The sequence below is a fragment of the Micromonospora sp. MW-13 genome (assembly GCF_003434305.1).
In the GTDB taxonomy this organism is placed as follows: Bacteria; Actinomycetota; Actinomycetes; order Mycobacteriales; family Micromonosporaceae; genus Micromonospora.
Genome location: NZ_QKKX01000062.1, coordinates 55,561 through 81,344 on the forward strand (window position 1 = coordinate 55,561; position 25,784 = coordinate 81,344).

Here is a 25,784-nt window from a genome sequence, read left to right on the forward strand (position 1 = left end):
AGCGCGGCGGGTCAGTGTCGGCGGCGGCCGTAGGCGCCGGCGGCGAGCGACACGCCGACCGCGGCGAAGATGACCTGGATCAGCAGCTCGATCCAGTCGATTCCGGCGGTGTCGTCCACCCCGAACGCGCCGGCCACGAGGGTGCCGAGGATCGCGGCGACCACGCCGATCAGCAGGGTGAGCCAGATCGGGATGTTCTGCTTGCCCGGTACGACCAGTCGACCCAGCGCGCCGATGATCAGGCCGATGATGATGGCGGTGAAGAACCCGGTTACTTCCACGGTGGGCCGTTCCTTTCGAGGGGTTGTCGCCTGTGCCCTCCACGGTGCCCCGGACGGCCGGGCGACCAAACCGCCGACGGCCCGACGGGCGGATTCTTCACAGGACTGTCATGCTCCCGCGCGGCAACCGTCACACCCGGCGGCCGGTCCCCGGTCACCCGGCGCAGTGGGCGTACCTGGCGGCCCGCTCGGCCAGCCACAGCCAGCGCCGCTGCGTCTCCCCGGCGGTGGCGGCGACCATGGCGAGGGCGTCCCCGCGCACGGCGGTGAGGGCCGCGCCGGTGGCGACCGGGTCGTCGAGCAGGGCCGCGCCGTCGCGGAACGCCTCGGCCTCGGCCGGGCCGCCGAACCGGGGCACCACCTCGTCGCGCCAGAAGTCCGACCAGGCCAGCTCCGGGTCCCAGGAGAACCGGGCGTACGCCAGGTAGCTGATCTCGTTGGTCGGGTGGTACGCCGACGGCTCGGCGAAGATGGTCAGCCCCCGCATCCCGGCGGCCCCGGACCGGGTGGCCATGTCGGCGTACAGCTCGGGGACCCAGGAGTGACGCTGCCGGTTCCACTGCGACCCGGCGTGGGTGCGCAGCACGCTGGTGGTGTGCGGCAGCCGGTCCACGTGCTCGGCGGTCAGCCGATCCCGCTGCTCGTACCAGAACCCGCGGTTGACGCAGTACTGGTACGCCACGTCGTCGGGCAGGTCGGCCAGTGGCTGCTGGGCGTCCAGGTCGAAGATGTTGTCCCAGTACACCTCGACGAGGTGGCGCAGCGGCACCCCGGCCGGGCCGGTGCGGCGGGCGGTCTCCAGCAGGGTCGGGTAGACCGACCGCATCGCCTCGTAGGACCAGGAGGTGCGCTCGCCGCCGGCCCGGGCGGCGCACCGGGCGCAGGCGCAGCTTCCGTAGTCGCCGGTCTCGAAGTTGATCCCGCCGACGGGCAGGGTGTCCAGCAGCCAGTCGATGGCGTCGCGGTGCCAGGCCAGGTTGTCCGGCTGGGACGGGCAGGCGGCCATCATGTACTCGCTGGCCGGGAAGTGCAGGTCGCCGAACTCGTCGATGTCGAAGCCGACCTTCTTCGGCAGCTCGGCGGCGAGGTCGGGACGCCGGCGCAGCCAGGTGGCCAGGTTGTACCGGTGCCGGCCGTCGAAGTAGATGCCGCCGTAGGCGTTGATACCGACCCCGGCGATGATCCGCACGCCGCGGGCGTTGGCGTACTCGCACAGGTCGCGGGCCGCCTCGACGCCGCCGTGGGCGTCGCGCAGCAGCCCGTACACGACGATCCCGCCGATCCGCTCGCGGCTGCAGAAGTCGACCAGCCGGCGGTAGTCGGCGCCGAACGCGTCGGCGGACTTCGCGTACGGGTTGAGCGCGCCGATCTCCTGCTGGCCGAGTTGCCGGGTGTCCCAGTTCGTGGAGTGGTCCCAGGTCCACAGGGTGCGCAGCGGCAGCCCGGGGGCGGCGGCGGACGCGCCGACGGGCAGGCCAGCCGGGGTGGCCGCGGCGACCAGGGCGCGGGCGGCGTACACCAGGCCGGCGAACGGGTCGCCGGTGAGCCGGATCTCGCCCCGCTCGGGCACGTCGGTCCGGTGGCCGCCCTCGGGCAGCGTCGGGTCGACGGCGAGGCGGACCGGCACGGCGTCCGGCCCGCCGTCGCCCCACGCCTCGCGCAGCAGCCCGGCGGCGAAGGGCGCGTGCTCGGCCCCGAGCACCCGCACGCCGGAGACCTGGCGGTACGACGACATCATGTCCTCCCGATGGGGTGGGCGGTGGCGGCGAGATAGTCGACCACGTCGATCGCGGTCCACACCCCGTGCCGCCAGTAGGGGTCCTGTTCGACGAGGGCGCGGGCGGCGGGCGCGTCGGCGGCCCGCAGCACCAGCACGGAGGCGCTCAGGTCGGCGCGCGCCCCGGCGATCAGGGCGGTGCCGTCGGCGAGCAGGGCGCGCACGTGCGCCAGGTGCGCGGCCCGGTGGGGTTCGCGCCGGACCACGACGTCGGCGGCGAAGGTGGCGGTGACCAGGTAGGTCGGTTCGAATCTCACGGGTGGACTCCCCCTGCGGTGGCGGCCCGCGCGGTCCCGGCCGTCACGCCTCGGCCCCGATGGCGCCGAGCAGTCGCCGCATGGCGACCCGGTAGACGGTCTGCGGGCGGCCCGCTCCGGTGCTGACGTGCAACCCGACCTCCTCGGCGAAGCCGGCCGCGCGCAGCGCCTTGAGCAGCCGGCGGGCCGAGCGCGCCTCCACCCCGTACGCGTCGGCCAGCCCCCGGGCGGTGACCTCGTCGGGGTCCATCTGGTGCAGTGCCTCCAGCAGCCGCCGGGTGGACAGCGGCCCGATCCGGAGCTGCTCGGAGACCCGCAGCACGCCCGGGGCGGTCTCCCGCAGCCGGGGCCGCACGGCGGTCTCCCGGCTGGAGTAGACCTCCCCGTCGGGGAACACCACGTGGGTGTCGCCGCTGTGCCGGCCCAGTGCGAGGGCCTTGCGGGCGTTGTCCTCGGCGGCGGCGATGGTGGTGCCGGCGCCGAAGCCGACGGCGTGCTCGACGTCGACCCCGCGCAGGGTGAGCAGGGAGGCGTGCCCGTCCCGGTGCCGGGCGATGGCGCTCTCCACGGTGCCCCGGGTGGTGGTGATCAGCAGCGTCCGGTCGTCGACGGTGGCCAGCCGGCCGCGCATCCGCTCGGCATGCTCCAGCAGCGCCTCGCGCACCCGCAGCCGCTGCCGTTCCGCCTGGTACGGGTCCTGCGCCCGGGTGGTCGGCACACCCAGGTCGACCATCATCACGGCGATCTGGGTGGCCCGGGACTGGCGCACCTCGGCGGCGAGCCAGGCCCGGCGCAGCGCGTCGCGCACCGAGGCGCGGGTGTGCTCGACGCGCCACACCGGGACCCCGCTGTCGGCGAGGTCCCGGTGCACCGCGCCGAGGCAGGTCAGGCACGCCTCGACCGCGCCGGAGGCGTACCGCTCCCGGTGGTACGCGGTGATCTCGTCGAGGCCGGTGAAGAGCAGCCCGGAGGAGTCGGCGATCGGCAGGATCTCCGTGGGCGGGGCGACCTCGATGTCGTGGTACGTCTCGCGGACGGTCTCCGCGTCGATGGTGTCCACGCTGACCCGGGGCAGCTTCCCGCCGGTGGCCAGCAGCATCCGCGACAGCGTCCGGTACAGGTCGATGCCGGCGTGCGGAACGTAGTCGATCTCCGCCCGCAGCTCGCCGGCCGCGCTGGCGAACGCGTACGGGATGCGCCCGGTGAACAGCAGCACCTGGCACACCTCGTCCAGCTCGCGGGCCAGCTCGGGGGCCTGCTCGGGGCGGGTGTACACGCGCGTGCTCACCGCCTCCGCGCGGCCCTCCCCGGCCGCCACCTCCTGCACGAGCCGGATCGAGTCCTCCGGGCCGATGATCCCGATCACGATGCTGCCTCCACGTGGTGTCCCGCTGGCCTAGAGGGTGGGTGCTCAGCCCGTGCAGACCGTGCCGGCCAGGCCGGCGCTGGCCGGCGACGCCAGCAGCACCAGCACCGAGGCGACGTCCTCGGGGCGGCCCAGCGCTGCCTCGATCGCGGCGACCCGCCCGCCGTCGGTGCCGTTGGCCCGCGCCTCGTCCAGCGACCGTCGCATCAGCGGCGTGTCGATGTCTCCCGGGCAGAGCGCGTGCACGCGGATCCCCTGTGGACCGAGCTGTCGGGCCAGCGTGAGCGCCAGACCGTGCAACCCTCCCTTACTCGCGCCGTAGGGTACCGAGCCGGAGCCGGTCTGGACGCCCGCCTTCGACCCGACCAGCACGAGCACCCCGTCGCCGGGGCTCAGGTGCCGGGCGGCGTGCTTGGCGACCAGGAACGGGCCGGTGAGGTTGACGGCGATGACCCGCGTCCACAGCTCGACCGGCACGTCCCGCACGTCCAGGCCCTGGCCGCCCATGATCCCGGCGACGTGCAGCACGGCGTCGACCCCTCCCAGTTCGGCGGCGACGGCGTCGAGCGCCCCGGCGACCTCGGCCTCGACGGTGACGTCGACGCCCCGGGCGCAGGCGTTCGCCCCGGCGGACCGGACCTCGGCGGCGGCCTCGGCCGCGCCGGCGACGTCGGCGTCCAGCACGGCGACGGCCGCGCCGGCCGCGGCGGCGGCCCGCACGGTGGCCCGGCCGATGCCGGACGCCCCGCCGACGACGACCACCCGCCGCCCGGCCAGCAGGCCGACCGGGCGGGTTCGGCCGCCCGCGGCCGGACCGGGCGGCAGGGTGCCGCCGCTCACGCGCGGACCGTCCGGCGCACCGCGTCGGCCACGGTCGCCGCCTCGGGCACCACGACCGCCTGGAGGGCGGGCGCGGCGGGCATCGGCACGTCCGGGGCGGCCACCCGGGCGACCGGGGCGCGCAGGTCGGCGAAGCACTCGGCGGCGGCCCGGGCGGCGATCTCCGCGCCGAAGCCGCCGGTCAGATTGGCCTCGTGGGCGACGACCAGCCGGCCGGTGCGGGCCACCGACGCGGCGACCGTGTCGAAGTCCAGCGGGTTGAGCCAGCGCAGGTCGACCACCTCGACGTCGACGCCCTCCTCGGCGAGGGTCGCGGCGGCGTCCAGGGCCGCCGACACCATCCGCGACCAGGCGACGACGGTGACGTCGGCGCCGGGCCGGACCACCCGGGCCCCGCCGATGTCCTCGACCGGGGCGTCGGTGCGCACCGGGCCCCGGGTCGGGTAGAGCATCCGGGCTTCGGCGACCACCACCGGGTCGTCGCTGACGACCGCGGTGCGCAGCATCTGGTACGCGTCGTCCGGGGTGGCCGGCAGCGCCACCCGCAGCCCGGGGGTGTGCGCGAAGTACGCCTCCGGCGAGTGCGAGTGCTGGGCGCATGCCCCGGGCGAGTAGCCCTGCTGCATCCGGATCACCAGCGGGGCCTTCCACCGGCCCGCGCTGGAGTAGTGGATGGTGGCGATCTGGTTGACGATCTGGTCCATCGCCACGAACGAGAAGTCGGCGTACATGATCTCGGCGATCGGCCGCAGCCCGGTCATCGCCGCGCCGAGGGCCATGCCGAGGAAGCCGGTCTCGGAGATCGGGGTGTCGAAGATGCGGTCGGAGCCGAACCGCTTGTGCAGCCCCTTGGTGGCGCCGAACGGCCCGCCGGGCAGCGCGACGTCCTCGCCGAAGTAGACGGTGTCGGTCCGGCTGTCCAGGGCCCAGGTGAGCGCCGCGTTGACGGCCTGGATGTAGCGCAGCGACTCAGACATAGACGTGCTCCTTGGCGGTCGCCGGGTCCGGGTACGACACGGCGCGGGCGGCGGTGACGGCGGCCTCGATCTCGTCGGCGACCTCGGCGTCGATGGCGTCGAGCCGGGCGGCCAGCCCGGCGTCGGCGGCCCGGCGGATGCGGGCCAGCGGTTCGCGCTCGCGGGCGGCGGCGATCTCGCCGGCCGGGCGGTAGTGCTGCGCGTCGCCGCTGTAGTGGCCGACGAGGCGCTCGGTCATCGCCTCCACGATGGACGGCCCGGAGCCCTCGCGGGCCCGGTCCACGGCCTCGGCCACCGCCTCGGCGACGGCGTCGGGGTCGTTGCCGTCGACCACCCGGCCGGGCAGGCCGTAACCGGCGGCCCGCTCGGCGAGCTGCCGGACCCGCACCATGTCCTCGATCCGGGACATCTCGGAGTAGACGTTGTTCTCCACCACCAGCACCAGCGGCAGGTCGAGCACGGCGGCGAGGTTGAGCGCCTCGTGCACGTTGCCCTGGTTCATCGCGCCGTCGCCGATGCTGACCACCGACACCGCCCCGCTGCCGGTGCGCTGGGCGGTGAGCGCCGCGCCGGTCGCGATCGGCACCCCGGCGCCCACGATGGAGTTCTCGCCGACGAACCAGCGGCCCGGATCCGACAGGTACGGCGAGGCAGCGCGTCCGCCGCACAGGGCCGAGTCGCGGCCCATCATCTCGGCGAACAGGCCGGTGAGGTCGACGCCCCGGGCGATCGCCCAGCCGTGCCCCCGGTAGGTCGCCGTGACGTGGTCCCCGTCGCGCAGCGCCCGGCAGGCGCCGACCGGGACGGCCTCCTGGCCGTTGCACAGGTGGATCGATCCCGGGATCTCGCCGGCGTCCTTGAGGGCGGCCAGCCGCTCCTCGAACCGGCGGATCCGGGCCATCAGCCGATAGTCCTCGGGCAGCCCCATCACACCCCCTGAGATAATTGAGCCTTATTCCGGCTCGTTGGTTGAGGAGCCTAGACCAGCAGTCCAAGGCTATGGAAGAGTGCACAAGCAAGTTTGTGGCCGTTATTGGTCTCTAATTTGGGGAGCGGGCATGGAGATCGCCGAGGTGGAGTCCGTCGTACGCGGCGACGCGCACTTCGTCCAGTTGCGCACGTCGGACGGGCTGACCGGGGCCGGCCAGTCCGCCTGCTGGGGGTACCCGACGGCGGTGCACGCCGTGGTGGAGACGTTCCGGCCGTACCTGCTCGGGGCGGACCCCAACCGGATCGAGCACCACTGGCACCACCTCTACCGGATGGGGCCGTTCCGCGGCTCGGTGCTCACCGCCGCCGTCTCCGCCGTCGACCTGGCCCTGTGGGACCTGCTGGGCAAGCGGCTCGGCGTGCCGGTGTGGCAGCTGCTCGGCGGCCGGGTGCGCGACCGGATCCGGCTGCACCTGCTGCTGGGCGGCACCGGGGCGCAGGCCCTCGCGGCCCAGGCCGCCACAGCCGTCGCCGACGGCTTCACCGCCGTGAAGTTCGACCCGCTGCCGGCCGACTACGGCGACGTGTCGCTGGCCCGCCTCGTCGCCGAGACCGAGGCCACCACGGCGGCGGTGCGCGACACCGTCGGCCCGGACGTCGACCTGCTCGTCGAGCTGCACCGCAAGCTCACCCCGTTGCAGGCCACGGCCGTCGTGCCGGCGCTGGCCCGGCACCACCCGCTGCTGGTGGAGGACCCGATCCAGATCGACAGCGTGAGCAGCCAGGCCGAGGTGGCCCGCCGGGCGCTCGGCGTGCCGATGGCCAACGGGGAACGGCTGCACACCATCTGGGAGTTCAAGGAGTTGCTCGCCCAGGGCGGCGCCCAGTACGTCCGGCCCGACGTCGGGCTGGCCGGCGGGCTCAGCCACGGCCGGAAGATCGCCGCGCTGGCCGAGGCGCACCACGCGGCCGTGGTCAGCCACAACTGCCTCGGCCCGCTGCTGACCATGGCCTCGGTGCAGCTCGACACGGTCATCCCGAACTTCGTCACCCAGGAGTACTCGCCGCTGGACGACCGGCTCGCCGACGGGCCGGCGCGGGCCTGCGTCCGCCGCGAGGGCGGGTTCCTGCCGGTGCCGCAGGACCCGGGGCTGGGCGTGACGCTCGACCTGACCGACGAGACCCCGCTGGACCTGACCGGCCGGCCGCTGACCCGGATCCCGCTGCGCGCGGACGGCTCGGTCGCGTACGCGGTCTGACGGCGGGCACCGCGACGGCCCGGCGGGAAGGTTCCCGCCGGGCCGTCGCGGTGCGTTCGCGCCCGTCACGGCGGCGGGTGCCCCGGGTGGTGGAACACCGGGTACGCCCACAGCGGCTCGCCGTCGGCGTCGGCGATCTCGGCGAACAGCCCGGCCAGCGACGCCGTCCACCGGGCCTGCACGTCGGAGGAGCCGGTGACCGCGCCGGCGTGGGCGTGGCCCCACCGGGTGCGCAGCACGCAGATCAGCAGCAGGTCGCGCCGGTAGATGTGGTAGTCGTAGATCCCCGCCTCGTCGAGCAACGCGGACAGCTCCGGCCACACCCGGGCGTGCCGGCGCTCGTACTCGGCCTCCGCGCCGGGGCGCAGCCGGTACAGGTGGCACACCTGCTCCCCCGGCCCGGCGCCCCCGCTCACCGGGCCCTCCGCCCGGCCGCGCAGATCGCGACGCCGCCGGGCCGAGGGTCGATCCCGGTCACCGGCCGACCCCGGTCACTGCCGGCCCGGTCACTTGCCGGAGCCGGCGAGCGCGCCCGAGACGAGCTGCCGCTGGAAGACGAGGTAGATGACCAGCACCGGCAGCAGGGCGACGATCAGGCCGGCGCTGACCAACGGCACCGACACGTCGTACTGGCCGCTGAGCAGGGAGACGCCGACCATCAGCGTCTTGCTGTCCGAGCCGCCCATGATGACCAGGGGCAGCAGCAGGTCGTTCCACATCCAGACGAAGTTGAAGATGGCCAGCGCCGCGAGGGCCGGGGTGGCGATCGGGGCGAGCAGCCGGAACAGGATGGTCAGGTGCCCCGCGCCGTCGACCCGGGCCGCCTCGATCAGCTCGTCGGGCACCTGCTGGAAGTAGCCGGCGAGCTGGTACGTGCCCAGCGGCAGCCCGAACGCGGCGTACGCCAGGATCAGGCCCTGGTACTGGCCGGACATGCCCAGGTCCAGCACCGTCTGGTAGAGCGGGTAGATGATCGCCTGGCTGGGGATGGTCAGCGTCACGATGATCAGCAGGAAGACGATCTTCCCGCCGCGGAACCGCAGTTTCGTCACCGCGTACGCGACCAGCAGCGCGGCGAGCACCGACAGCACCAGCCCGCCGAGCGTGGTGATCAGCGAGTTGAGCAGCAGCCGGGGCATGTTCATCCGGCGGAACGCCTCGAGGTAGTTCTCCAGGGTGATCCCGGCCGGCAGGCCCAGCGGGTCGTGGGCGAAGCCGGCCTGCGTCTTCAGCGAGCTGACCACGGTGAACAGCAGCGGGTAGACGGCCGCGACGGCGACGACGACCAGCGCGAAGGTCAACAGGTAGCGCCCGATCCGGGCGGAGTGGCGCGGGTTCATCGCGGCTTGCGGGTCCCCTCTGTGAACATGTGCCGCACGCTGAAGATCGACAGCACGGCGACGAAGACGAACAGGGCGATGCCGATGGCCGAGCCGTAGCCGCGGTCCAGGAACTGGAAGGTGGTGAGGAAGACCAGGTACTCGGGGAGCATGGTGGCGTCGCCCGGCCCGCCCTGGGTCAACGCGTAGATCAGTGGGAACAGCCAGATCAGCACGCCGGAGGCGCAGAGCACGCTCCAGTACGCGACGGTCGGGCGCAGCATCGGCACGACCACCGACCACAACCGCCGGAAGAACCCGGCGCCGTCGAGGTACGCCGCCTCCAGCGTCTCCTCGGGGATGGTGGCCAGGCCGGCGAGATAGGTCATCACGCCGAGCCCGAAGAAGCTCCACAGGGCGACCGCGACCAGCGAGAACAGCGCGCTGTACCGGCCGTTGAGCCACTCGATCGCCAGCGGCTGAAGGCCGACCGAGCGCAGCAGGGCGTTCAGCGGCCCGTCGGGGGCGAGGATCTGCCGGAACATGATGCCGACGACGATGGGCGCGATGGTGTACGGCACGAAGTAGACGGCCCGGAAGAACTTCCACCCCGGCGAGCGCTGGTGGATCAGCAGCGCCAGCACCAGCGGGAGCACGATCCACACCGGCAGGGTGGCCACCACCAGCAGGGCGTTGCGGAAGCTGGTGAGGACCATCGGGTCGTCGAACATCCGGGTGTAGTTGTCCGCCCCGGCGAACTCGCTGCCGCCGAACCCGCTGGACGACTCGGTGCTGGTGACCACCCCCCGCACCAGGGGCACCAGCTTGAACAGCACGGCCAGCACGAGGGCGGGCAGCACCAGCGCGGCACCGAGCCACCACTCCCGGGCCCGCCCGGGTCGTGGCGGGCGGCGGGCCGGCGCGGGCGGGGTGTCGGCTGCCACCGGCTCCGACACCGGCGCGGTGGAGATCGTCATCAGGGTCCTCCCCCGGTCGCGCCGGGCGGGGCGACACGCTGTCGCCCCGCCCGGGGTGGCTACTTGGTCTGCTTCTTCGTGGGGCTGCGCTCCAGTGCCTGCTGCATCGCCTCGGCCCACTTGTCGACGGTGAGCTGGCCGAGGGTGACCTGCTGCCAGCCGCGCGCCAGGGCGTCGGCCTCGGGGCCGGAGAGCATCACCCCGGCGTGCAGGGTCGGCTGGGCGACCAGTTCCTGGATCTTCTGGAAGGCCGGCGACGAGGGCAGCAGCGCCTTGTCGACGTTCTTGTTCAGCGGCTGGCCCTTGGCGTGCTTCACCCACAGCTCGCCGTTCTCCTTGCCGGCGAGCCAGGTGATGAACTCCAGGCCGGCCGCCTTCTTCTGGCTCCACTGGGTGACCCCGTAGACGGCGCCCTCGATGCCGGAGAACTTCTGCGCCAGCGGCGCGGCCGGGTCGACCGCCGGCCACCGGGTGACGCCGAGCTTGTCGTCGCCGAGTGCCTTGCCGAACGCGTCCCAGTTCACCGCGTCGGAGATGATGGTGCCGGCGAACGCGGCGTCGCCGCGCTGGAAGATGTCCGCCCCGTCGGGGAGCATGGTGATCGACGGGGCGTTCTTGTTGGCCCAGCCCTTGGTGGTGATCTCGGCGAGCTTCTCCAGCACCGCGACGAGCTTGGGGTCCTTCCAGGACAGCTTGCCGGCCAGCAGGGCGCGGACGTCGTCCTCGGTGAGGTAGTTGCGGGCGATCTCGGGGAAGTCCCAGTACGCCGGGAAGGTGCCGGACAGGCCGAGGGCCAGGCAGGTCTTGCCGGCCTTCTTCACCGCCTCGCAGGCGGCGCCGAACTCGTCCCAGGTCGCCGGCGGCTGCTCCGGGTCGAGCCCGGCGGCGGTCAGGACGGCCTTGTTGTAGTAGAGGACATTGCCCTGGTACGAGAACGGCACGCCGTAGCACGGCTTGGCGGTGTCGAAGCCCTCGCAGGCGCCGCTGTAGGTGACCAGGTCCTTGGTGATCTCGGCGGCCTTGTCGCCCAGCGGGACGTACGCGCCGCGCCGGTCGAACAGCTCCAGCCCGGCGTTGTTGGCCATCACGTCCGGCCCGGACTGCGAGGTGATGTACGGGCCCTGCACCTCGGGGTACTTGTCGAACGGGACGGACTGCATCTCCAGCTTGATGTCCGGGTGGCCCGCCTCGAAGCTGGTCTTGACCTGCTTCCAGTACTCGGTGCCGCCCGGTTCCCAGGTCAGCACCTTGAGGGTGACCGGGCCGTCGGCGGCGTCGCCGCCGCCGCATCCGGTCAGCAGCGCGGCGGCGGCCATGCCGGCGGCGAGGGCGCCGGCCAATCTCCGTCGAAACATCGGGTAGCTCCTGTCACAAGTGGGGGCTCGGGGGGATCCGGCGGACCGCGCCGCCGGCGGTGGCGCTGTCGGCCACGGCCTCGGCGACCCGCACGACGTGCAGGCCGTCGGCGAGCGGGACGACCGCCGTCGGTGCGGTGCCGTCGACCTGGCCGAGGAAGTGCCGCAGCTCGGCGGCGAGCGCTCCGCCGCCGTCGACCGGGGAGAGGAGCCAGTCCGGTGCCTCGGTCGGCTCGCCCTGGACGAGCAACGTGGGGTGGCCGAGGTCGACGTGCGCGACCCCGTCGGTGCCGTACACCTCGACCAGGTCCGAGGTGTGGTTCGGGGTGTGTTCGGGGAGCAGGTAACTGTTGCGGATCGACGACACGACGTCGTTGGCGTGCCGCAGCTCCGCCCACACCAGGACCGGGGTGGCCGATCCGGGGCGGGTCCGGGCCGCCGCGCGGACCTCGACCACGGGCGCCCCGGCGTACCAGAGGGCCAGGTCGATGTCGTGCACGGCGGTGAGCAGCGCGGGGTGTTCGCGGGGGAAGAGCCGGCTCAGTGTCCGGGGCCGGTCGCGGCGGGACGAGACGGCGAGCACCTGGCCGAGCCGGCCGGCGCGGACCGCGTCGTGCAGGGCGCGGTGCGGGGCGCTGTACCGCAGGATGTGCCCCGGCTGGCAGAGCACGCCGGTGCGCTCGGCGACGGCCACGATGGCGGCGGCGTCGGTGACGGTCGCAGCCAGCGGCTTCTCCACCAGCACCGGCACCCCGGCGGTGAGCAGGTCCACGGCCACCGGGCGGTGCGCCGGGCCGGGCACGCACACCGAGGCCGCGTCGGGCGGGGCGGCGGCGAGCAGGTCGGCCACGCAGGCGTACGTCTGCGGCACCCCGTACTCGACGGCGACCCGCTGCCGGGTCGCCGCGTCCGGCTCGACCAGGGCCCGCACCGGCACGCCGAGCGACCGGTACGCGGCCAGGTGCCGGACGCCGAACGCCCCCGCGCCGACCACGGCGACCGACGGACGGCTCATGCCCCGACCGCCTCGACGGCCGAGGCGCAGGGGGCCGCGTCGACAGTGGCCAGCCGGCCGTTGAGGACGGCCCGGGTGAGGCGTTCCAGGGCGGCCACGCCCACCCCGAGGCACCGTTCGTCGACGTCGAAGGCGCCGGAGTGCAGCGGCGCGCCGCCGCGCTCGCCGGTGACCCCGAGCTTGACGTACAGGCTGGGGCCGAGCGCGCCGAGCAGGGCGAAGTCGTCGGTGGTCAGCGGGGGCGCGGTCAGGTCGGCGACCTCGACCAGGCCGGCCAGCTCGGCGTGCGCGAGGGCCACCAGCGACGCGGCGTTGCGCACCGGGGGCATCTCGTTGGCCCAGGTGAAGCGCAGGCCCAGGTCGAGCGCGGCGGCCTGCTGACGGGCGATGCGCTCGATGACCTCCTTGAGCCGCCCGCGGGTGGCCTCGTCGTGGGTACGCAGCGTGCCGGTCGCCTCCGCGCGCTCGGCGACCTGGCTCTGGCTGGCCCCGCCGGAGATCGTGCCGATGTTGAAGGCGACCAGCTCGTGGGGGTTGCGGGAGCGGGCCACCCCGGCGTGCAGCAGGTTGACGATGCCGGCCAGGCCGAGGATGGCGTCGCGGCCCAGCGCCGGGGTGGCGGCGTGCGCGGCCCGGCCGAGCACCTCGACCCGGAAGGCGTCCTTGGCCGCCATCGCGGTCACCCGGTCCACGCCGACCGCCCCGACCGGCAGGTCGGGCCAGCAGTGCAGGCCGAGGACGGCGTCGAAGCGCCGGCCGCGCAGGGCCTCGTCGGCGAGCACCGCGGCGGCGCCGGAGTCCTCGCCGAACGGGATCTCCTCGGCCGGCTGGAACAGCACGGTCACCGAGCCCCGGGCGGGCGGGTCGGCCGCGAGCCGGGCCGCGACGCCGTGCACGACGGTCATGTGCACGTCGTGCCCGCAGGCGTGGCAGACCCCGGCGTTGCCCGACGCCCAGGGCACCTCCTTGGCATCCTGGACCGGATAGGCGTCCATATCGGCCCGAAGCAGAACCGAGGGTCCCGGTGCACGTCCTTCGATCTCGGCGACGAGGCCGGTGCCGGCGACTCCGGAGCAGACCCGGGCGATCGGCGCGAGCCGGCCGGCGAGAGTCGCCGCGGTCTGCCGCTCCGTGAACCGCAGCTCCGGGTACTGGTGAAGCTGCCGACGCAGCCGTACCAGATCGTCAACATCCTCGTGCGCCTGCACCACGCGGTCCACCCCTCGCCTGCGGCCGATAATCCGGACCTAATTGAGACAAGAACCTAAAGGAGGGGTCCTCCCACGTCAATGGGCCGGCCGGAATCGGTTAGGGTCCGGCCATGCCACGCGCCGACGCACACCTGCACCTGTTCGCCGACGGTTACCCGGGCCGCTACGGACGGTCCCCGGCCGGGGGCGACGAATTCGCCGTCTACCAGACGTTGCGCCGCGAACACGGCATCGACCGGGCGCTCGTGGTCGGCTACGAGGGAGAACCTGGGTTCGCCGGCAACAACGCCCACCTCGCGCGGCTCGCGGCCGAGCACGACTGGATCGCGCCGCTGGCGTACCTGCCGGCCACCGGCACGGACCGCAACGGCCTGGACCGGCTGCGGACGGCGGGCTTCGTGGGCGTCGCCGCGTACCTGCCGGACCCGGCCTCGGCCGACGCGTTCGCCGACTGGGCCGCCGGTGACGCCGGCCCGCTCAACGCCGCCGCGACGGTGGTCAGCCTCAACGCCGGGCCCGAGGCGATCGGCCGGCTCGGCCCGGCGCTGGCCGCCCTCGACGGGTGCGTGGTGCTGTTCAGCCACCTCGGCCTGCCCGGCCGGCAGCCGGCGGCGCCCACCCCGGCGGCGGCCGGGGCCCGGCTCGCCCCGCTGACCGAGCTGGCCGCGCTGCCCCACGTCGGGGTCAAGGTCTCCGGCCTGTACGCCGTCAGCGACCCCGCCCACGACCACCCGCACGCCGCCGCCCGGCCGTTCGTCGACCTGCTGCTCGACCGGTTCGGCACGCGGCGGCTGTACTGGGGCTCGGACTTCTCCCCCAGCCTGGACCACGTGTCCTTCGCGCAGACCCTGCACCCGGTCGGGCTCGACCAGCTCTCCGCCGCCGAGGCCGCCGACGTCTTCGGCGGCAACCTCCGCCGCGCCCTGGACCGCCGCTGACCGGACGGCTGCGGGGCCGACGGAGATAGGGTCGGCACCCATGCGGACGAAGCAGGAGCTGGGCGCGGCCATCCGGCGACAGCGACGGGCGGCGCTGGTGGTCAACGCCCGCTCGCGCCGGGGCCACCGGTTCTACGAACACGCCCGGACCCGGCTGACGGAGGCCGGTTTCACCCTGCTCGGCTGCTATCCGGCCGACCGGCCCGGCGAGCTGGAGCGCAGCCTGGACGACGCCCTCGCCCTCGGGCCGGACCTGCTCGTCGCGGGCGGGGGCGACGGCACGCAGAGCGCCGCCGCCCGCCTGCTCGCCCACCGCGACGTCGCGCTGGGCCTGCTGCCGCTGGGAACCACCAACAACTTCGCCCGCACCCTCGGCCTCCCGCTCGACCTCGACGCCGCCGTGGCCGTCCTGGCCGAGGGCAAGGTGATCGACGTCGACCTGGGGCTGGCCGGGGACGTGCCGTTCGCCAACCACGTCGGCGTGGGGCTGTCGGCCGACATCATGCTGCGCACGCCACCCGCGCTCAAGCGGGTCACCGGGCGGTTGGCGTACCCGGCCACCGCGCTGGCGCTGCTCGCCCGGCACCGGGCGCTGCGGGCCACCGTCCGCGCCGGGGGCGGCACCCACGAGTTCCACACCCACCAGCTCTACGTGGCCAACGGCGGCTTCCACGCCGGCCGGCCGATCACCGCCGACACCGACGCCGACGACCGGCTGCTGGTGGCGTACCCGGTCGGCGGGCCGACCCGGCGCGGGCTGCTGCGCGACACGGCCCGCAACGCCACCACCGGCCACCGGCGCACCCTCGCCGAGACGCCGTTCCTCGCCGTGGGCGAACTCTGGCTGGAGACCGACCGACCGGTGCGCGTCGAGGTCGACGGCGAGCTGTGCGGGCAGACCCCGATCCGGATCGGCCTGGCCGCCAACGCGCTACGGGTGATGGCCCCCACCGACACCAACGACCGGTAACCCACCCCACCCCAGCGCGGTGATCAAGAGGGTTGCGTCAGGTCTGCGCCCCGAGTCCGGCGTAAACCTCTCGATCACCGCGCAAGGTGCGGCCCGGCCGGGGTCGGCGGACACGCCGACCCCGGCCGGGCCGTGGGAGCGGGCAGGCCGCCCGGGCGTCAGCCCTGGGCGCCGACCGTCGCGGGGGCCGGCCAGCTACCGGTGAAGACCCCGGCGCCCGTGGCGGTGCGGGCGGCGAAGCCGAAGTACGAGTCGACCGCGGCGGCCTCGGCGGTGCTCGGGTACGGGTTGGTGCAGGAGGTGCCGGCGCTGCCGCCGGACATCAGGATGGCGCAGTTGCCGTTGTAGTTGTCCGGCAGGCCGAGGATGTGCCCGATCTCGTGGGTCATGATCCGCAGCGGGCTGTACTGCTGGGCCTGGTAGTAGTCGATAACCACGCGGCCGTTGCCGAGGCTCGTGCGCTGGGCGTACGAGCCGCCGCCGTAGGTGTAGTAGATCATCAGGTTCGAGCCGCACTGGGCCATGTTGATGTTGTTGGTGTAGTTGTTCCAGATCGTGGCGGCCTGGTTGGCGTAGCTGGCGAAGGGGCCGGCCTGACTGGTGTTGTAGCAGACGTTGCGGACGGCGGCGGATGCCGGCGCTGCCTGCACGGCGGTGAGGCCGAGCGCCGCCGTCGCGGCGGCGGCGAGGGTGGCGATGATCCGGGACACCTTGGACAGACGCATGGGTCACGCTCCACTGGGTGACGGGGTGAGCGGGGACCGGGCCAGCCTATTCATCGACATAGATCGATTGCAACGCCTCTTTTTATTTAACAATCTTTACTGATACGCTCCCGGCCATCGACGGGAGGAGATGCCATGAAACTTCGACGCGGGGCCACTGCCCTGCTGGCGGGGACGGCGCTGGTCGTCGCCACCGGGGGCCTCACCGCCACGGGCGGTCTCGCGGCGGTGGCCACCGGCCCGGCGACGGCCGCCGCCGTGGCCTGCTCCGCCCCGGGGTGGGCCGAGGGCACCAGCTATCCGGCCGGCACCCAGGTCAGCTACGCCGGCCGGCTCTACCAGGCCCTCGTGACGCACACCCCGCCGGCCGGCGCGGGTTGGAACCCCGCGGCCACGCCCTCACTGTGGAAGGACCTCGGGGCCTGCGACGGCACCCCCTCCCCCACGCCCACCGCGACCTCGTCGCCCTCCCCCACCGCCTCGCCGACCGTGCCGCCGACGCCGACGCCGACCACGACGCCCCCGCCGGGCACCGAGACCTGCGCGCTCAAGCCGAGGCCGGCCGGCAAGGTGCTCCAGGGCTACTGGGAGAACTGGGACGGCGCGGCCAACGGCGTGCACCCGCCGCTGGGCTGGATCCCGATCACCGACTCCCGGATCACCGCCCACGGGTACAACGTGGTCACCGCCGCGTTCCCGGTGATCCGCTCCGACGGCACCGTGCTGTGGGAGGACGGCATGGACGCCACCGTGAAGGTGCCCACCCCGGCGGAGATGTGCCGGGCCAAGGCGGCCGGCCTCACCGTCCTGCTGTCCATCGGAGGCGCCACCGCCGGCATCGACCTCAACTCGGCGACCGTCGCCGACCGGTTCGTCGCCACCGTCGTGCCGATCCTCAAGCGGTACAACTTCGACGGCATCGACATCGACATCGAGACCGGCCTGACCGGCAGCGGCGACATCAACCGGCTCTCGGCGTCGCAGGCCAACCTGGTCCGCATCATCGACGGCGTGCTCGCCCAGATGCCCGCCGGCTTCGGCCTCACCATGGCGCCGGAGACCGCGTACGTCACCGGCGGCAGCGTCACCTACGGCTCGATCTGGGGCGCGTACCTGCCGATCGTCAAGAAGTACGCCGACAACGGCCGGCTGTGGTGGCTGAACATGCAGTACTACAACGGCAGCATGTACGGCTGCCACGGCGACTCGTACGCCGCCGGCACCGTGCAGGGCTTCACGGTCCAGACCGACTGCCTCAACACCGGCCTGGTCGTGCAGGGCACCACGATCCGGGTCCCGTACGACAAGCAGGTCCCCGGCCTGCCCGCCCAGCCCGGCGCCGGCGGCGGCCACCTCGCGCCGGCGGCGGTGGCGCAGGCGTGGAACACCTACGGCGGTGGCCTCAAGGGACTGATGACCTGGTCCCTGAACTGGGACGGGTCGAAGGGCTGGACGTTCGGCGACAACGTCCGGGCCCTCCAGTCCCGCTGACGCGCCCCCTAGGTGTCCGGCCCGGCGCGGGCCAGGCCGGACACCTAGGACGGGGTGCGCGTCACTGGGCCAGCTCGGCGACCTCCTCGGCGGTGAGCCGCAGGCCGGCGGGCGCCGCGCCGCGCGCCGCCGCCGGGGCGGGCACCGGGTCCGGTGGCCGGCGCCAGTGCCAGTCGGTGACCGCCTGGTACGCGGCCACGACCGACAGCAGCCGGTCCTCGCCGTACGGCAGGCCGCCGAGGACGGTGCCGATCGGCACACCCCTGGTGGTGAACCCGATCGGGAAGGCGATCTCCGGCAGGCCGAGGATGTCGAACGGCACCGGACTGGTCTGCACCACCACGTCGCAGGCCTCAAAGAGCTGGTCCAGGACGCGTTCGAGCAGCAGCAGCTTGGCCCGCTGGCCGGTGATGAACTCGTTGCCGCCCAGCAGCGCCCCCTGCAACCAGCCGGTCACCGACACCCCGAAGCCGCGCAGGTCGGTGCGCAGGTACGGCATGAACGGCTCGCTGCGCTCCGGCAGCCGGACGTTGTTGAACGCGCCGCCGGTGAGCAGCTCCCAGTCGTCGGGCAGCGGCACGTCGACCACCGTGGCGCCGGGGATCGCGGCGAGCTTCGCCAGGTACGCCTGCCGGGCCGCCGTGGTCTCCGAGGTGCCGGCGGTGAAGCCGGGCAGCACGCCGATGCGGGTCTTCCAGCGCAGCTTCAGCCGGCCGCCCTGGTACGCCGGGGTGGCCGCGTCGATCAGGTTCGGCACCTCGGGCAGGCCCTGCGTGCGCGGGTCGGCCGGGTCCTCGCCGGCCATCGCGGTGAGCATGATGGCCGCGTCCTTGGCGTCGCGGGCCAGCGGGCCGGGGTGGTCGCGGGTGTAGCTGAGCGGGATGATGCCGTGCAGCGAGACCCGGCCCATCGTCGGCTTGAGGCCGGTGAGGTTCTGCGCGTTGGACGGCGCGGTGATCGAGCCGCCGGTCTGGGTGCCGGTGCCGGCGACGGCGAGTCGCCCGGCGACGGCCGTGGCGGTGCCGGTGGACGAGCCGCCCGGATCGGTGCGGATGTCGGCCGGGGTCCACGCGTTGACCGTGGTGACCACCCCGTTCGGGGTGGTCGCCCGGGTGGTGGCCAGCGGCCCCATCTGGGTCTTGCCGAGCACGATCGCCCCGCCGGCCAGCAGCTTCGCCACCGCCGTGGCGTCGAACGGCGGCCGGAAGTCGGCGAACAGGTAGGAGTTGGCGGTGGTGGGCACCCCGGCGGTGTAGTAGTTGTCCTTCACGGCCAGCGGGATGCCGTGCAGCGCGCCCCGCCGCGGCTTCTTCGCCAGGGCGGTGGCCGCCTCGACCGCCGCCTCGGCGAGCACCAGGTTGAACGCCTGGTACGTGCCCTCATGGGTCGAGACGCGGGCCAGGTACGCCTCGACCAGCTTGGCCGGGGTCAGCTTGCCGGCGCGGATCAGCCAGGCCGCCTCGGCGACGGTGAGCTCGGTCGGGTCGGCCACCGCCTCCGGGCGGGGCTCGACGTAGGCGCGGGGCACGTCCAGCGCCGGGTTCCACCTCGCCGCCGGCAGGCGGGGTGTTCGGGCCGGGCCGGCCGCCGACGCCACGGCGGGCAGCGCGACCGCGCCGCCGACGGCCGAGGCGGCGGCCAGGGCGGCGGTGCGGGCCAGGAAGGCGCGGCGGTCGACGCCGCGGTCGACGGGGGCTGCGCTCATCACTTCCGCCATTCCGTGCTGACCGAGGGGTAGAGCATCGGCGCGGGCTGCTGGGACAGGGCCTGCGCGACGGCGGGGTCGGCGGTGCCGGCCGGCGCGGGCAGCTGGTACGCGGCGAGGGCGCCCACCGTACCGCGCACGAAGGAGCGCAGGGAGGCCAGCACGGAGTCGCGGCCCGGCGAGCCGGTCTCCGGGTCGGCGGTGGTGCCGGGTGGAAGCTGGTCGAGGTCGATGCCGAGGGACGCGAGCCGGGCGCGGATGAAGACGTTCAGCTCGGCGTCGGTCGGTGGGGTGGGTGCCAAGGGGTGCTCCTCCTGGGTCGGAGACGATGCGCCCACTGTCGGGCTGCCACGTATCACTGGCGTAACGAGTTGATCTCGGCGCGGTGAAGCAACGCAGGTCAATGCCCTCCTGACCGGTGAAGGTACGGCCCCGACCACCCCCTTCGGACACCCTTGAGGACCGACGGGGCGGCGGGGCCGGCCGTCGGGGCGGGGTCGGGCGGCCGGCCGGCGTCCGGGCTCACCTGTCCGCAGTGGAGCGGGATCCCACCGTCACACAGATTGACAATTGTCGTTCACTTCGGTTCTCCTGAGAGGTGAGAGCGCTCTCACCCCCCATCCGTCCCGTTGACGGCCCGGCGATCCCGGGCCGGTGCCCGGTGCGCCGGGCGAGGAGGAAGCATGCGGTTCACCCGAGGGCGCGGCGGCGCCGATCCGACCGGACACCCGTACCTGCGCCGGGCCGGCGCGCTGACCGTCGCCCTGCTGACCCTGGTGGCCAGCGGGGTGCTGGCCGGCCGCGACGCCGTCGACGCGCAGGCGGCGCCCGGCGGCCACGCCGACCACGCGTACGTGCTCAGCCCGGAGCAGGAGCGGGCCGCCCTGGAGCTCCAGCTCGCCCCGGTGCGCGGCTCGGAGTTCCGGGCCGACTGCCCGAGCAAGGGACGCGCCAACGACGACCCGATCGTCCGGCCGGGCCAGCCGGGCGCCTCGCACATGCACGAGTTCTTCGGCAACACCTCGACGAACGCGTACTCCACCCTCACCTCGCTGCGGGCCGGCGGAACGACCTGCAACCCGGTGGCCGACAGGTCCGCGTACTGGGTGCCGACGCTCTACCAGAACGGCACGGCGGTCGCGCCGCAGAGCGTCCGGATCTACTACCAGGGGATCACCGACCGGGCGAACGTCCGGCCGTACCCCCAGGGCCTGCGGATCGTGGTCGGCAACGCCCTCGCGACCAGCCCCGACCAGAACCCGGCGGCCCGGTGGAACTGCGTCGGTATCCCCCAGGCCAGCCGCGACCTACCGGTCTGCCCGGCCGGCTCCAAGCTGGAGACGTACCTCGACTTCCCGACCTGCTGGGACGGGAGGAACCTGGACAGCGCCGACCACAAGAGCCACATGGCGTTCGGCCTGGGCGGCGTCGGCGGCACCTGCCCGGCCAGCCACCCGGTGCCCGTGCCCCGGCTGGAGTTCCTCATCACGTACGACGTGCGCGGGACCGGGCTCACCCTGGGCGGCACCCGCGACGGGGCCAACGTCACCACGGCCCCCGGCTACACCTTCCACGGCGACTTCTTCAACGCCTGGGACGAGCAGGCCCTGGCCGACCGGGTGCAGCAGTGCGTCGTCGACGGCTACATCTGCGGCAACGACGGCAAGCCCATCCAGCAGTGACCCGGCACGGCGGCGCGCGCCGACCGCGAGGCCGACGCGCACCGCCGTGTCATCCGTCAAGCGGGGACTCCCCACCGGGTCCCGCCGCCGTCGGTGTCGGCGCCCCGGGCCCCGCCCCATGATCGGCACCGGATCGACGACAACGGGGCATCCCGATCGACCCGGACCGCGATGTCACTGACCTGAAGTCGATCAAGGCGGACGGGGCGGGCAGCCGGACGGGGGCGGGGAAGCGGGCGGGGCGACTGAGCCCCGGTCGCGCTCAGCCGCGGAAGGTGCGGTCCAGCAGGTCGAACAGGGCGACCCAGTGCCGCTCGGCGGCCCGCTCGTCGTAGGCGGCGGTGTCGGCCATGGTGAACCCGTGGGTGGCGCCGGTGTACCGCTCGGACCGGTACCGGACCCCCGCCGCGTCGAGCGCCGCCTCCAGCGTCGCGATCTGCTCGGGCGTCATGGACTGGTCCTGGTCGGCGTGGGCGAAGTACAGCTCGCCGGTCACGGAGCCGACGCCCCGGTGGGGGCTGTCCGGCGCGTCGGTGACGACCCGGCCGGCGTGGAAGCTGGCCATCGCCGCGATCCGGCCGGGATGCGCCTCGATGGCGCGCAGGGCGTTCGTACCGCCCATGCAGTAGCCGGTGACGACCACCGGGCCGGGCGCGACGTCGTCCCGGGCGGCCAGGAAGTCCAGGTACGCCGCCGCGTCCCCGGCCACCACCTCCGGGGTCAGCGCGGCGATGAGCGGCATGATCCGCGCGAAGGCCCGGCCGCGCTCCTGCGGGTCGGCCAGGCGGGAGAGGTCGAACAGCGGGGCCCGGCCGGCCCGGTGGAACAGGTTGGGCACCAGCACGACATGCCCCCGGGAGGCGATCCGCTCGGCCATCTCGACGAGCCGGGGCCGCAGGCCGAACGCGTCCATGAAGAACAGCACGGCCGGGAACGGGCCGTCGTCGTCCGGCCGGACCAGGATCGCGTCGGCGACCCCGCCGCCCACCGGCACGTCCACCGTCGTCGTGCGCGCCACGTCATCCTCCGTCGGGTCGCCGTCAGCCCGCACCCTATCCGTCCGGGCGTCGGCCCCCGCGCCGGCCCATCGCCTCCGGCGGCCCGGTCACCCCGGGTCGCGGCGCGGGCGCGGCGGCCGGTCGTCCCGGTCGATGCGCAGCTCCCGCTCCAACTCGGCGATGACGGCCCACAGGTCGTCCAGCCGTTGGGTGAGCGCGATCCGGTCCACCTCGTCGGGCACCCCGTCGCCGTCCTCGTCGTGGCCGGGTGCGAGCCGCTCGGTCATCTCCAGCCGGCGGGCCTCCTCCATCGAGTTGACGATGACCGCGATCAGGATGTTGAGCAGCAGGTTCACGGTGATGATCACGTAGCTGACGTAGTAGACCAGGGTCCACGGGGACAGGGCCATGCCCTGCTCGACGAGGTCCGGCAGCGTCTCCAGGGACAGCAGCACGAACAGGGTCAGCAGCGACCGCCCGATGTCGCCGTACTGCTCCGGCTGGGCCCTGCCGAAGATGAGCCAGCCGGCCATCCCGTACACGTAGAGGGTCACCCCGGCCAGCGCGAGGAAGCCGGCAACGCCTGGCAGGCTGCGCAACAGCGCCGCGACGATGGTGCGCAGCCCGGGCGAGAACCGCACCAGCCGCAGCATCCGGGCGACCCGCACGACGCGCAGCAGCGCGGAGTCGCCGTGCAGGCCGGGCAGGAAGATCGCGGCCGTCACGACGAAGTCGAAGACGTTCCAGCCGTGCCGGAAGAAGTCCTGCGGCCGGCGACCGTAGGCCAGCACCCGGACGGCGATCTCGGCGACGAAGGCGGCCCGGAAGACCCACTCCAACCATTGCAGCACCGGCCCCGCCGGCCCCAGGTCGCGGTACGTCTCGACGCCGAGCACCACCCCGTTGGCCATGATGAGCACGACGATGGCGACCTCGAAGAGCCGCGACCGGACGACCCGTAGGCACCACCCGGCCAGCCCTGGCGGCCCGGCCCGGCGCCCCGGTCGATCCTCGGTCGACGCCGGCCAGGGTACGTCGAGCATGGCCCCACCCTACCGAGGGCACCGACCGGCGACGCCGCGCCGGGACGGGCGTACGCAGGCCGCGTCGAACGATGACCGCCACCGACGGGGTCAGGCCCCGCCACGAGCGCGGAGCCTGACCCACCACAGGAGCACCGTCGGGATCAGCCCCAGGTTCCGGCGTACGCGAGCCGCCAGTGCTGGTTGGTCCCACCCCAACAGTCGCCCTGCACGACCCGGGCGCCGTGGGCGGTGCTGGCGTTCGCCACGTCCAGGCACTTGTCACTGTGCTGCGCCCGGATCTCGTAGAAGCCGTTGGAGAGCAGGACGAGACGCCAGTGCTGGTTCGTCCCGCCCCAGCAGTTGCCCTGCACGACCGGCGTGCCGTGGGCGGTGCTGGCGTTCGCCACGTCCAGGCACTTGTCGCTGTGCTGCGCCCGGATCTCGTAGTAGCCGTTCCCGACCGCGATCCACCGCCAGTGCTGGTTCGTCCCGCCCCAGCAGTTGCCCTGCACGATCGGCGTGCCGTGGGCGATGCTGGCGTTCGCCACGTCCAGGCACTTGTCACTGTGCCGCGCCCGGAACTCGTAGAAGTCGATCGCCTGGGTTCCCGGTGTCGCACTCCCCCGAGCCTGCGGCGTGCCGGCACCGGCCTGGGCTGCTCCGGCGCCGAGCAGCAGCAGGCCGCTGGCCAGGAACACACCGAGCAGCGACTCCAGCGCGACACGCAGGATCCCCCGGCGATCGCGTGACCTGCCGGGCAGGCTTTCCGACTGTGTCTTCCCGCTTGCTTCGATCACTACAGCTCCTCACCTGTTGTGGTAATCGGACGGTGACCAGGTCGATCCAGCATCGCGGGGGCCCGTGCTGTCCGGTGGTTTCCCGGACAGCACCGGGCAGGGTCGACTCGTCGCAGCGCCCCGGCCGGGACCGTCGGCCGCGCGATCCGCGCGGTGGGCCGCGTCGCCTCGGCGCGCAGCTCCGGGCTCATGCCATCCCCCCGAGGGGACCGCCGCCTACCCGGCCGGGTCGTGGTCGGCCGCCCGCCGGGCGGCGTTGCGGATGGCGCGCAGGCGCAACAACACGTCGTCGCCGCCCCGGCCGAAGTGGTCGTGCAGCCGCCGGTACTCGGCGTACAGCGCGTCGTAGGCGCGGGCCCGCTCCGGGTCTGGCCGGTACACGTCGCGGTCGACCCGGCCCATCGCCGCCGAGGCGGCCGGCACGTCCGGGTACGCGCCCGCGGCGACCGCCGCGTGGATCGCCGAGCCCAGCGCCGGGCCCTGCGCGGAGCCGATGACGCCCAGCGGGCGCTTCGTGACGTCGGCGTAGATCTGCATCAGCAGGGTGTTGGCGGTGAGCCCTCCGGCCACGATCAGCTCGTCGACCGGCACGCCCGCCTCGGCGTACGCCTCGATGATCATGCGGGTGCCGTACGCGGTGGACTCCAGCAGGGCACGGTAGACGTCCGGCGGCCGGGTGGCCAGGGTGAGCCCGACGATCAGCCCGCTGAGGTCGTGGTTGACCAACGGGGAGCGGTTGCCGTTCCACCAGTCCAGCGCCACCAGGCCGTGCGCGCCGACGGGCTGGGCGGCGGCGGCAGCGGTCAGCGCCTCGTGCGAGGCGTAGCCGGCGGGGGCGGCGTGCGCCACGTACCAGCCGAAGATGTCGCCGACGGCGCTCTGGCCGGCCTCGTAGCCCCAGGAGCCGGCGCTGATCCCGCCGTCCACGACGCCGCACATGCCGGGCACCTCGGCCAGCTCGGTGGCGTTGACCATGTGGCAGGTGGAGGTTCCCATGATGACGACCAGCCGGCCCGGGTCGAGGGCCCGCGCGGCGGCGGCGGTGACATGGGCGTCGACGTTGCCCACCGCCACGGCGACGCCCTCGGGCAGGCCGGTCCACGCCGCGGCCCGCGCGGTCAGCCCGCCGGCCCGGGTCCCCAGCGGGGCGAGCGGACCATCGATCTTGGCGACGAAATCGGCGAAGCCGGGGTGCAGGGCGGCCAGGTAGTCCCGGGACGGGTACCGGCCGTCCTGGTGGATGCCCTTGTAGCCGGCGGTGCACACGTTGCGGGTCTCGACGCCGCAGAGCTGCCAGACGATCCAGTCGGCGGCCTCGATCCACCGCTCGGCCCGGTGGTAGACCTCCGGGTCCTCCTCCAGCAGTTGCAGGCCCTTGGCGAACTGCCACTCGGCGGAGACCTTCCCGCCGTAGCGGCCGATCCACGGCTCGCCACGGGCGTGGGCCAGGGCGTTGATCCGGTCGGCCTGGGGCTGGGCGGCGTGGTGCTTCCACAGCTTGACCCAGGCGTGTGGGCGGGTGCGCAGCTCGGGCAGCTCGCACAGCGGGGTGCCGTCGGCGAGGGTGGGCAGCACCGTGCAGGCCGTGAAGTCGATGCCGACGCCGACGACGCGCCGCGGGTCGACGCCGCTGGCGGCCAGGGCGGCCGGGACGGCGTGCCGCAGCACGTCGCGGTAGTCCTGCGGGTCCTGCAGGGCCCAGTCCGCCGGCAGCGCCCGCCCGTCGGCGGCGAGCGCCGAGTCCATCACGCCGTGCCGGTACTCGTGCACCGCCGTGCCCAGCTCGGCGCCGTCGCCGACGCGCACCACCAACGCCCGACCAGACAGCGTGCCGTAGTCGACACCGACGACGTACCGGTCCCCCGGCCCTGGGGAAACGCTCATGACAT

Annotated in this window: 25 protein-coding genes; 5 read left to right on the forward strand and 20 right to left on the reverse strand. The window is 73.9% G+C overall.

Annotation, left to right across the window (positions count from 1 at the left end):
- Nucleotides 1-11: 11 nt before the first annotated feature.
- From C5N14_RS26630 to C5N14_RS26660, 7 genes are all read right to left on the reverse strand, one after another.
- Nucleotides 12-281, reverse strand: coding sequence for a GlsB/YeaQ/YmgE family stress response membrane protein (locus tag C5N14_RS26630; protein ID WP_117671865.1), 270 nt, complete (start codon nucleotides 279-281; stop codon nucleotides 12-14).
- 154 nt (nucleotides 282-435) lie between these two features.
- Complete coding sequence (locus C5N14_RS26635) at nucleotides 436-2,016, reverse strand: hypothetical protein (RefSeq protein ID WP_117671867.1); 1,581 nt, start codon at nucleotides 2,014-2,016, stop codon at nucleotides 436-438.
- Nucleotides 2,016-2,315, reverse strand: coding sequence for a YciI family protein (locus tag C5N14_RS26640; RefSeq protein WP_117671869.1), 300 nt, complete (start codon nucleotides 2,313-2,315; stop codon nucleotides 2,016-2,018). Before C5N14_RS26640 ends, C5N14_RS26635 begins: the two co-directional genes overlap by 1 nt.
- A 43-nt stretch (nucleotides 2,316-2,358) precedes the next feature.
- Nucleotides 2,359-3,681: a hypothetical protein gene (locus C5N14_RS26645; protein WP_117671871.1), complete on the reverse strand. Its 1,323-nt coding sequence runs from the start codon at nucleotides 3,679-3,681 to the stop codon at nucleotides 2,359-2,361.
- A 45-nt stretch (nucleotides 3,682-3,726) separates the two neighbouring features.
- On the reverse strand, nucleotides 3,727-4,521 hold the full coding sequence (locus tag C5N14_RS26650) for an SDR family NAD(P)-dependent oxidoreductase (RefSeq protein ID WP_117671873.1): 795 nt from the start codon (nucleotides 4,519-4,521) through the stop codon (nucleotides 3,727-3,729).
- A complete protein-coding gene (locus C5N14_RS26655; protein WP_117671875.1) occupies nucleotides 4,518-5,498 on the reverse strand; it encodes an alpha-ketoacid dehydrogenase subunit beta in 981 nt (326 codons plus the stop codon). Before C5N14_RS26655 ends, C5N14_RS26650 begins: the two co-directional genes overlap by 4 nt.
- The gene (locus tag C5N14_RS26660) at nucleotides 5,491-6,426 is read right to left on the reverse strand and encodes a thiamine pyrophosphate-dependent dehydrogenase E1 component subunit alpha (protein WP_117671877.1); all 936 of its coding nucleotides are present in this window, start codon (nucleotides 6,424-6,426) and stop codon (nucleotides 5,491-5,493) included. Before C5N14_RS26660 ends, C5N14_RS26655 begins: the two co-directional genes overlap by 8 nt.
- 130 nt (nucleotides 6,427-6,556) lie before the next feature.
- Between C5N14_RS26660 and C5N14_RS26665 the strand changes: the two genes are divergently transcribed.
- Nucleotides 6,557-7,687, forward strand: a complete 1,131-nt coding sequence (locus C5N14_RS26665; protein WP_117671879.1) for a mandelate racemase/muconate lactonizing enzyme family protein — start codon at nucleotides 6,557-6,559, stop codon at nucleotides 7,685-7,687.
- Nucleotides 7,688-7,752: 65 nt separating this feature from the next.
- Here the strand turns inward: C5N14_RS26665 and C5N14_RS26670 are convergent, their stop codons facing one another.
- The 6 genes from C5N14_RS26670 to C5N14_RS26695 form a co-directional block, all read right to left on the reverse strand.
- A complete protein-coding gene (locus C5N14_RS26670) occupies nucleotides 7,753-8,103 on the reverse strand; it encodes an L-rhamnose mutarotase (RefSeq protein WP_207892877.1) in 351 nt (116 codons plus the stop codon).
- Between the two features lie 90 nt (nucleotides 8,104-8,193).
- Nucleotides 8,194-9,027 (reverse strand): carbohydrate ABC transporter permease, encoded by an 834-nt coding sequence (locus tag C5N14_RS26675; protein ID WP_117671881.1) that lies wholly within the window; start codon nucleotides 9,025-9,027, stop codon nucleotides 8,194-8,196.
- Nucleotides 9,024-9,983, reverse strand: a complete 960-nt coding sequence (locus tag C5N14_RS26680; protein ID WP_117671883.1) for a carbohydrate ABC transporter permease — start codon at nucleotides 9,981-9,983, stop codon at nucleotides 9,024-9,026. Before C5N14_RS26680 ends, C5N14_RS26675 begins: the two co-directional genes overlap by 4 nt.
- Nucleotides 9,984-10,042: 59 nt before the next feature.
- On the reverse strand, nucleotides 10,043-11,338 hold the full coding sequence (locus C5N14_RS26685) for an ABC transporter substrate-binding protein (protein ID WP_243640056.1): 1,296 nt from the start codon (nucleotides 11,336-11,338) through the stop codon (nucleotides 10,043-10,045).
- 13 nt (nucleotides 11,339-11,351) lie between these two features.
- Nucleotides 11,352-12,353 (reverse strand): Gfo/Idh/MocA family protein, encoded by a 1,002-nt coding sequence (locus C5N14_RS26690; protein WP_117671885.1) that lies wholly within the window; start codon nucleotides 12,351-12,353, stop codon nucleotides 11,352-11,354.
- Complete coding sequence (locus tag C5N14_RS26695; protein WP_165878229.1) at nucleotides 12,350-13,564, reverse strand: M20 family metallopeptidase; 1,215 nt, start codon at nucleotides 13,562-13,564, stop codon at nucleotides 12,350-12,352. The genes C5N14_RS26690 and C5N14_RS26695 overlap by 4 nt, the downstream gene beginning before the upstream one ends.
- Nucleotides 13,565-13,674: 110 nt before the next feature.
- Here C5N14_RS26695 and C5N14_RS26700 point away from each other — a divergent pair, with 110 nt between their 5' ends.
- Entirely contained in the window at nucleotides 13,675-14,502 is an 828-nt protein-coding gene (locus C5N14_RS26700) for an amidohydrolase (RefSeq protein ID WP_117671889.1), read from the forward strand.
- Between the two features lie 40 nt (nucleotides 14,503-14,542).
- On the forward strand, nucleotides 14,543-15,472 hold the full coding sequence (locus C5N14_RS26705) for a diacylglycerol kinase family protein (RefSeq protein ID WP_117671891.1): 930 nt from the start codon (nucleotides 14,543-14,545) through the stop codon (nucleotides 15,470-15,472).
- Between the two features lie 158 nt (nucleotides 15,473-15,630).
- Here the strand turns inward: C5N14_RS26705 and C5N14_RS26710 are convergent, their stop codons facing one another.
- Complete coding sequence (locus tag C5N14_RS26710; RefSeq protein ID WP_117671893.1) at nucleotides 15,631-16,197, reverse strand: snapalysin family zinc-dependent metalloprotease; 567 nt, start codon at nucleotides 16,195-16,197, stop codon at nucleotides 15,631-15,633.
- Between the two features lie 135 nt (nucleotides 16,198-16,332).
- Here C5N14_RS26710 and C5N14_RS26715 point away from each other — a divergent pair, with 135 nt between their 5' ends.
- Nucleotides 16,333-17,688 (forward strand): carbohydrate-binding protein, encoded by a 1,356-nt coding sequence (locus C5N14_RS26715; protein ID WP_117671895.1) that lies wholly within the window; start codon nucleotides 16,333-16,335, stop codon nucleotides 17,686-17,688.
- A 61-nt stretch (nucleotides 17,689-17,749) separates the two neighbouring features.
- Here the strand turns inward: C5N14_RS26715 and C5N14_RS26720 are convergent, their stop codons facing one another.
- Together C5N14_RS26720 and C5N14_RS26725 are read right to left on the reverse strand one after the other, a co-directional pair.
- Nucleotides 17,750-19,393, reverse strand: a complete 1,644-nt coding sequence (locus C5N14_RS26720) for an amidase (RefSeq protein WP_243640058.1) — start codon at nucleotides 19,391-19,393, stop codon at nucleotides 17,750-17,752.
- A complete protein-coding gene (locus C5N14_RS26725) occupies nucleotides 19,393-19,695 on the reverse strand; it encodes a hypothetical protein (RefSeq protein ID WP_117671899.1) in 303 nt (100 codons plus the stop codon). The genes C5N14_RS26720 and C5N14_RS26725 overlap by 1 nt, the downstream gene beginning before the upstream one ends.
- 381 nt (nucleotides 19,696-20,076) lie before the next feature.
- Here C5N14_RS26725 and C5N14_RS26730 point away from each other — a divergent pair, with 381 nt between their 5' ends.
- Entirely contained in the window at nucleotides 20,077-21,075 is a 999-nt protein-coding gene (locus tag C5N14_RS26730; RefSeq protein ID WP_117671901.1) for a DUF1996 domain-containing protein, read from the forward strand.
- 262 nt (nucleotides 21,076-21,337) lie between these two features.
- On the opposite strand, the gene C5N14_RS26735 is transcribed toward C5N14_RS26730, so the two are convergent.
- The 4 genes from C5N14_RS26735 to araB form a co-directional block, all read right to left on the reverse strand.
- Nucleotides 21,338-22,093: a dienelactone hydrolase family protein gene (locus C5N14_RS26735; protein WP_117671954.1), complete on the reverse strand. Its 756-nt coding sequence runs from the start codon at nucleotides 22,091-22,093 to the stop codon at nucleotides 21,338-21,340.
- 87 nt (nucleotides 22,094-22,180) lie between these two features.
- Nucleotides 22,181-23,116 (reverse strand): ion transporter, encoded by a 936-nt coding sequence (locus tag C5N14_RS26740; RefSeq protein ID WP_117671903.1) that lies wholly within the window; start codon nucleotides 23,114-23,116, stop codon nucleotides 22,181-22,183.
- Nucleotides 23,117-23,259: 143 nt separating this feature from the next.
- Nucleotides 23,260-23,895 carry an RICIN domain-containing protein gene (locus tag C5N14_RS26745; protein WP_207892878.1) on the reverse strand — a complete coding sequence of 212 codons (636 nt, stop codon included), beginning with the start codon at nucleotides 23,893-23,895 and terminating at the stop codon, nucleotides 23,260-23,262.
- Between the two features lie 216 nt (nucleotides 23,896-24,111).
- Nucleotides 24,112-25,779, reverse strand: coding sequence for a ribulokinase (araB, locus tag C5N14_RS26755; protein WP_117671907.1), 1,668 nt, complete (start codon nucleotides 25,777-25,779; stop codon nucleotides 24,112-24,114).
- Nucleotides 25,780-25,784: the final 5 nt, after the last annotated feature.

Excerpts from the sequence above, each read along its gene's own strand:
- C5N14_RS26730 (WP_117671901.1), top strand. The coding sequence starts at position 20,077 with ATGCGGTTCACCCGAGGGCGCGGCGGCGCCGATCCGACCGGACACCCG.
- C5N14_RS26680 (WP_117671883.1), bottom strand. The coding sequence starts at position 9,983 with ATGACGATCTCCACCGCGCCGGTGTCGGAGCCGGTGGCAGCCGACACC.
- C5N14_RS26700 (WP_117671889.1), top strand. The coding sequence starts at position 13,675 with ATGCCACGCGCCGACGCACACCTGCACCTGTTCGCCGACGGTTACCCG.
- C5N14_RS26655 (WP_117671875.1), bottom strand. The coding sequence starts at position 5,498 with ATGTCTGAGTCGCTGCGCTACATCCAGGCCGTCAACGCGGCGCTCACC.
- C5N14_RS26740 (WP_117671903.1), bottom strand. The coding sequence starts at position 23,116 with ATGCTCGACGTACCCTGGCCGGCGTCGACCGAGGATCGACCGGGGCGC.
- C5N14_RS26705 (WP_117671891.1), top strand. The coding sequence starts at position 14,543 with ATGCGGACGAAGCAGGAGCTGGGCGCGGCCATCCGGCGACAGCGACGG.
- C5N14_RS26710 (WP_117671893.1), bottom strand. The coding sequence starts at position 16,197 with ATGCGTCTGTCCAAGGTGTCCCGGATCATCGCCACCCTCGCCGCCGCC.
- C5N14_RS26675 (WP_117671881.1), bottom strand. The coding sequence starts at position 9,027 with ATGAACCCGCGCCACTCCGCCCGGATCGGGCGCTACCTGTTGACCTTC.
- araB (WP_117671907.1), bottom strand. The coding sequence starts at position 25,779 with ATGAGCGTTTCCCCAGGGCCGGGGGACCGGTACGTCGTCGGTGTCGAC.
- C5N14_RS26660 (WP_117671877.1), bottom strand. The coding sequence starts at position 6,426 with ATGGGGCTGCCCGAGGACTATCGGCTGATGGCCCGGATCCGCCGGTTC.
- C5N14_RS26690 (WP_117671885.1), bottom strand. The coding sequence starts at position 12,353 with ATGAGCCGTCCGTCGGTCGCCGTGGTCGGCGCGGGGGCGTTCGGCGTC.
- C5N14_RS26720 (WP_243640058.1), bottom strand. The coding sequence starts at position 19,393 with ATGAGCGCAGCCCCCGTCGACCGCGGCGTCGACCGCCGCGCCTTCCTG.
- C5N14_RS26665 (WP_117671879.1), top strand. The coding sequence starts at position 6,557 with ATGGAGATCGCCGAGGTGGAGTCCGTCGTACGCGGCGACGCGCACTTC.
- C5N14_RS26685 (WP_243640056.1), bottom strand. The coding sequence starts at position 11,338 with ATGTTTCGACGGAGATTGGCCGGCGCCCTCGCCGCCGGCATGGCCGCC.
- C5N14_RS26715 (WP_117671895.1), top strand. The coding sequence starts at position 16,333 with ATGAAACTTCGACGCGGGGCCACTGCCCTGCTGGCGGGGACGGCGCTG.
- C5N14_RS26635 (WP_117671867.1), bottom strand. The coding sequence starts at position 2,016 with ATGTCGTCGTACCGCCAGGTCTCCGGCGTGCGGGTGCTCGGGGCCGAG.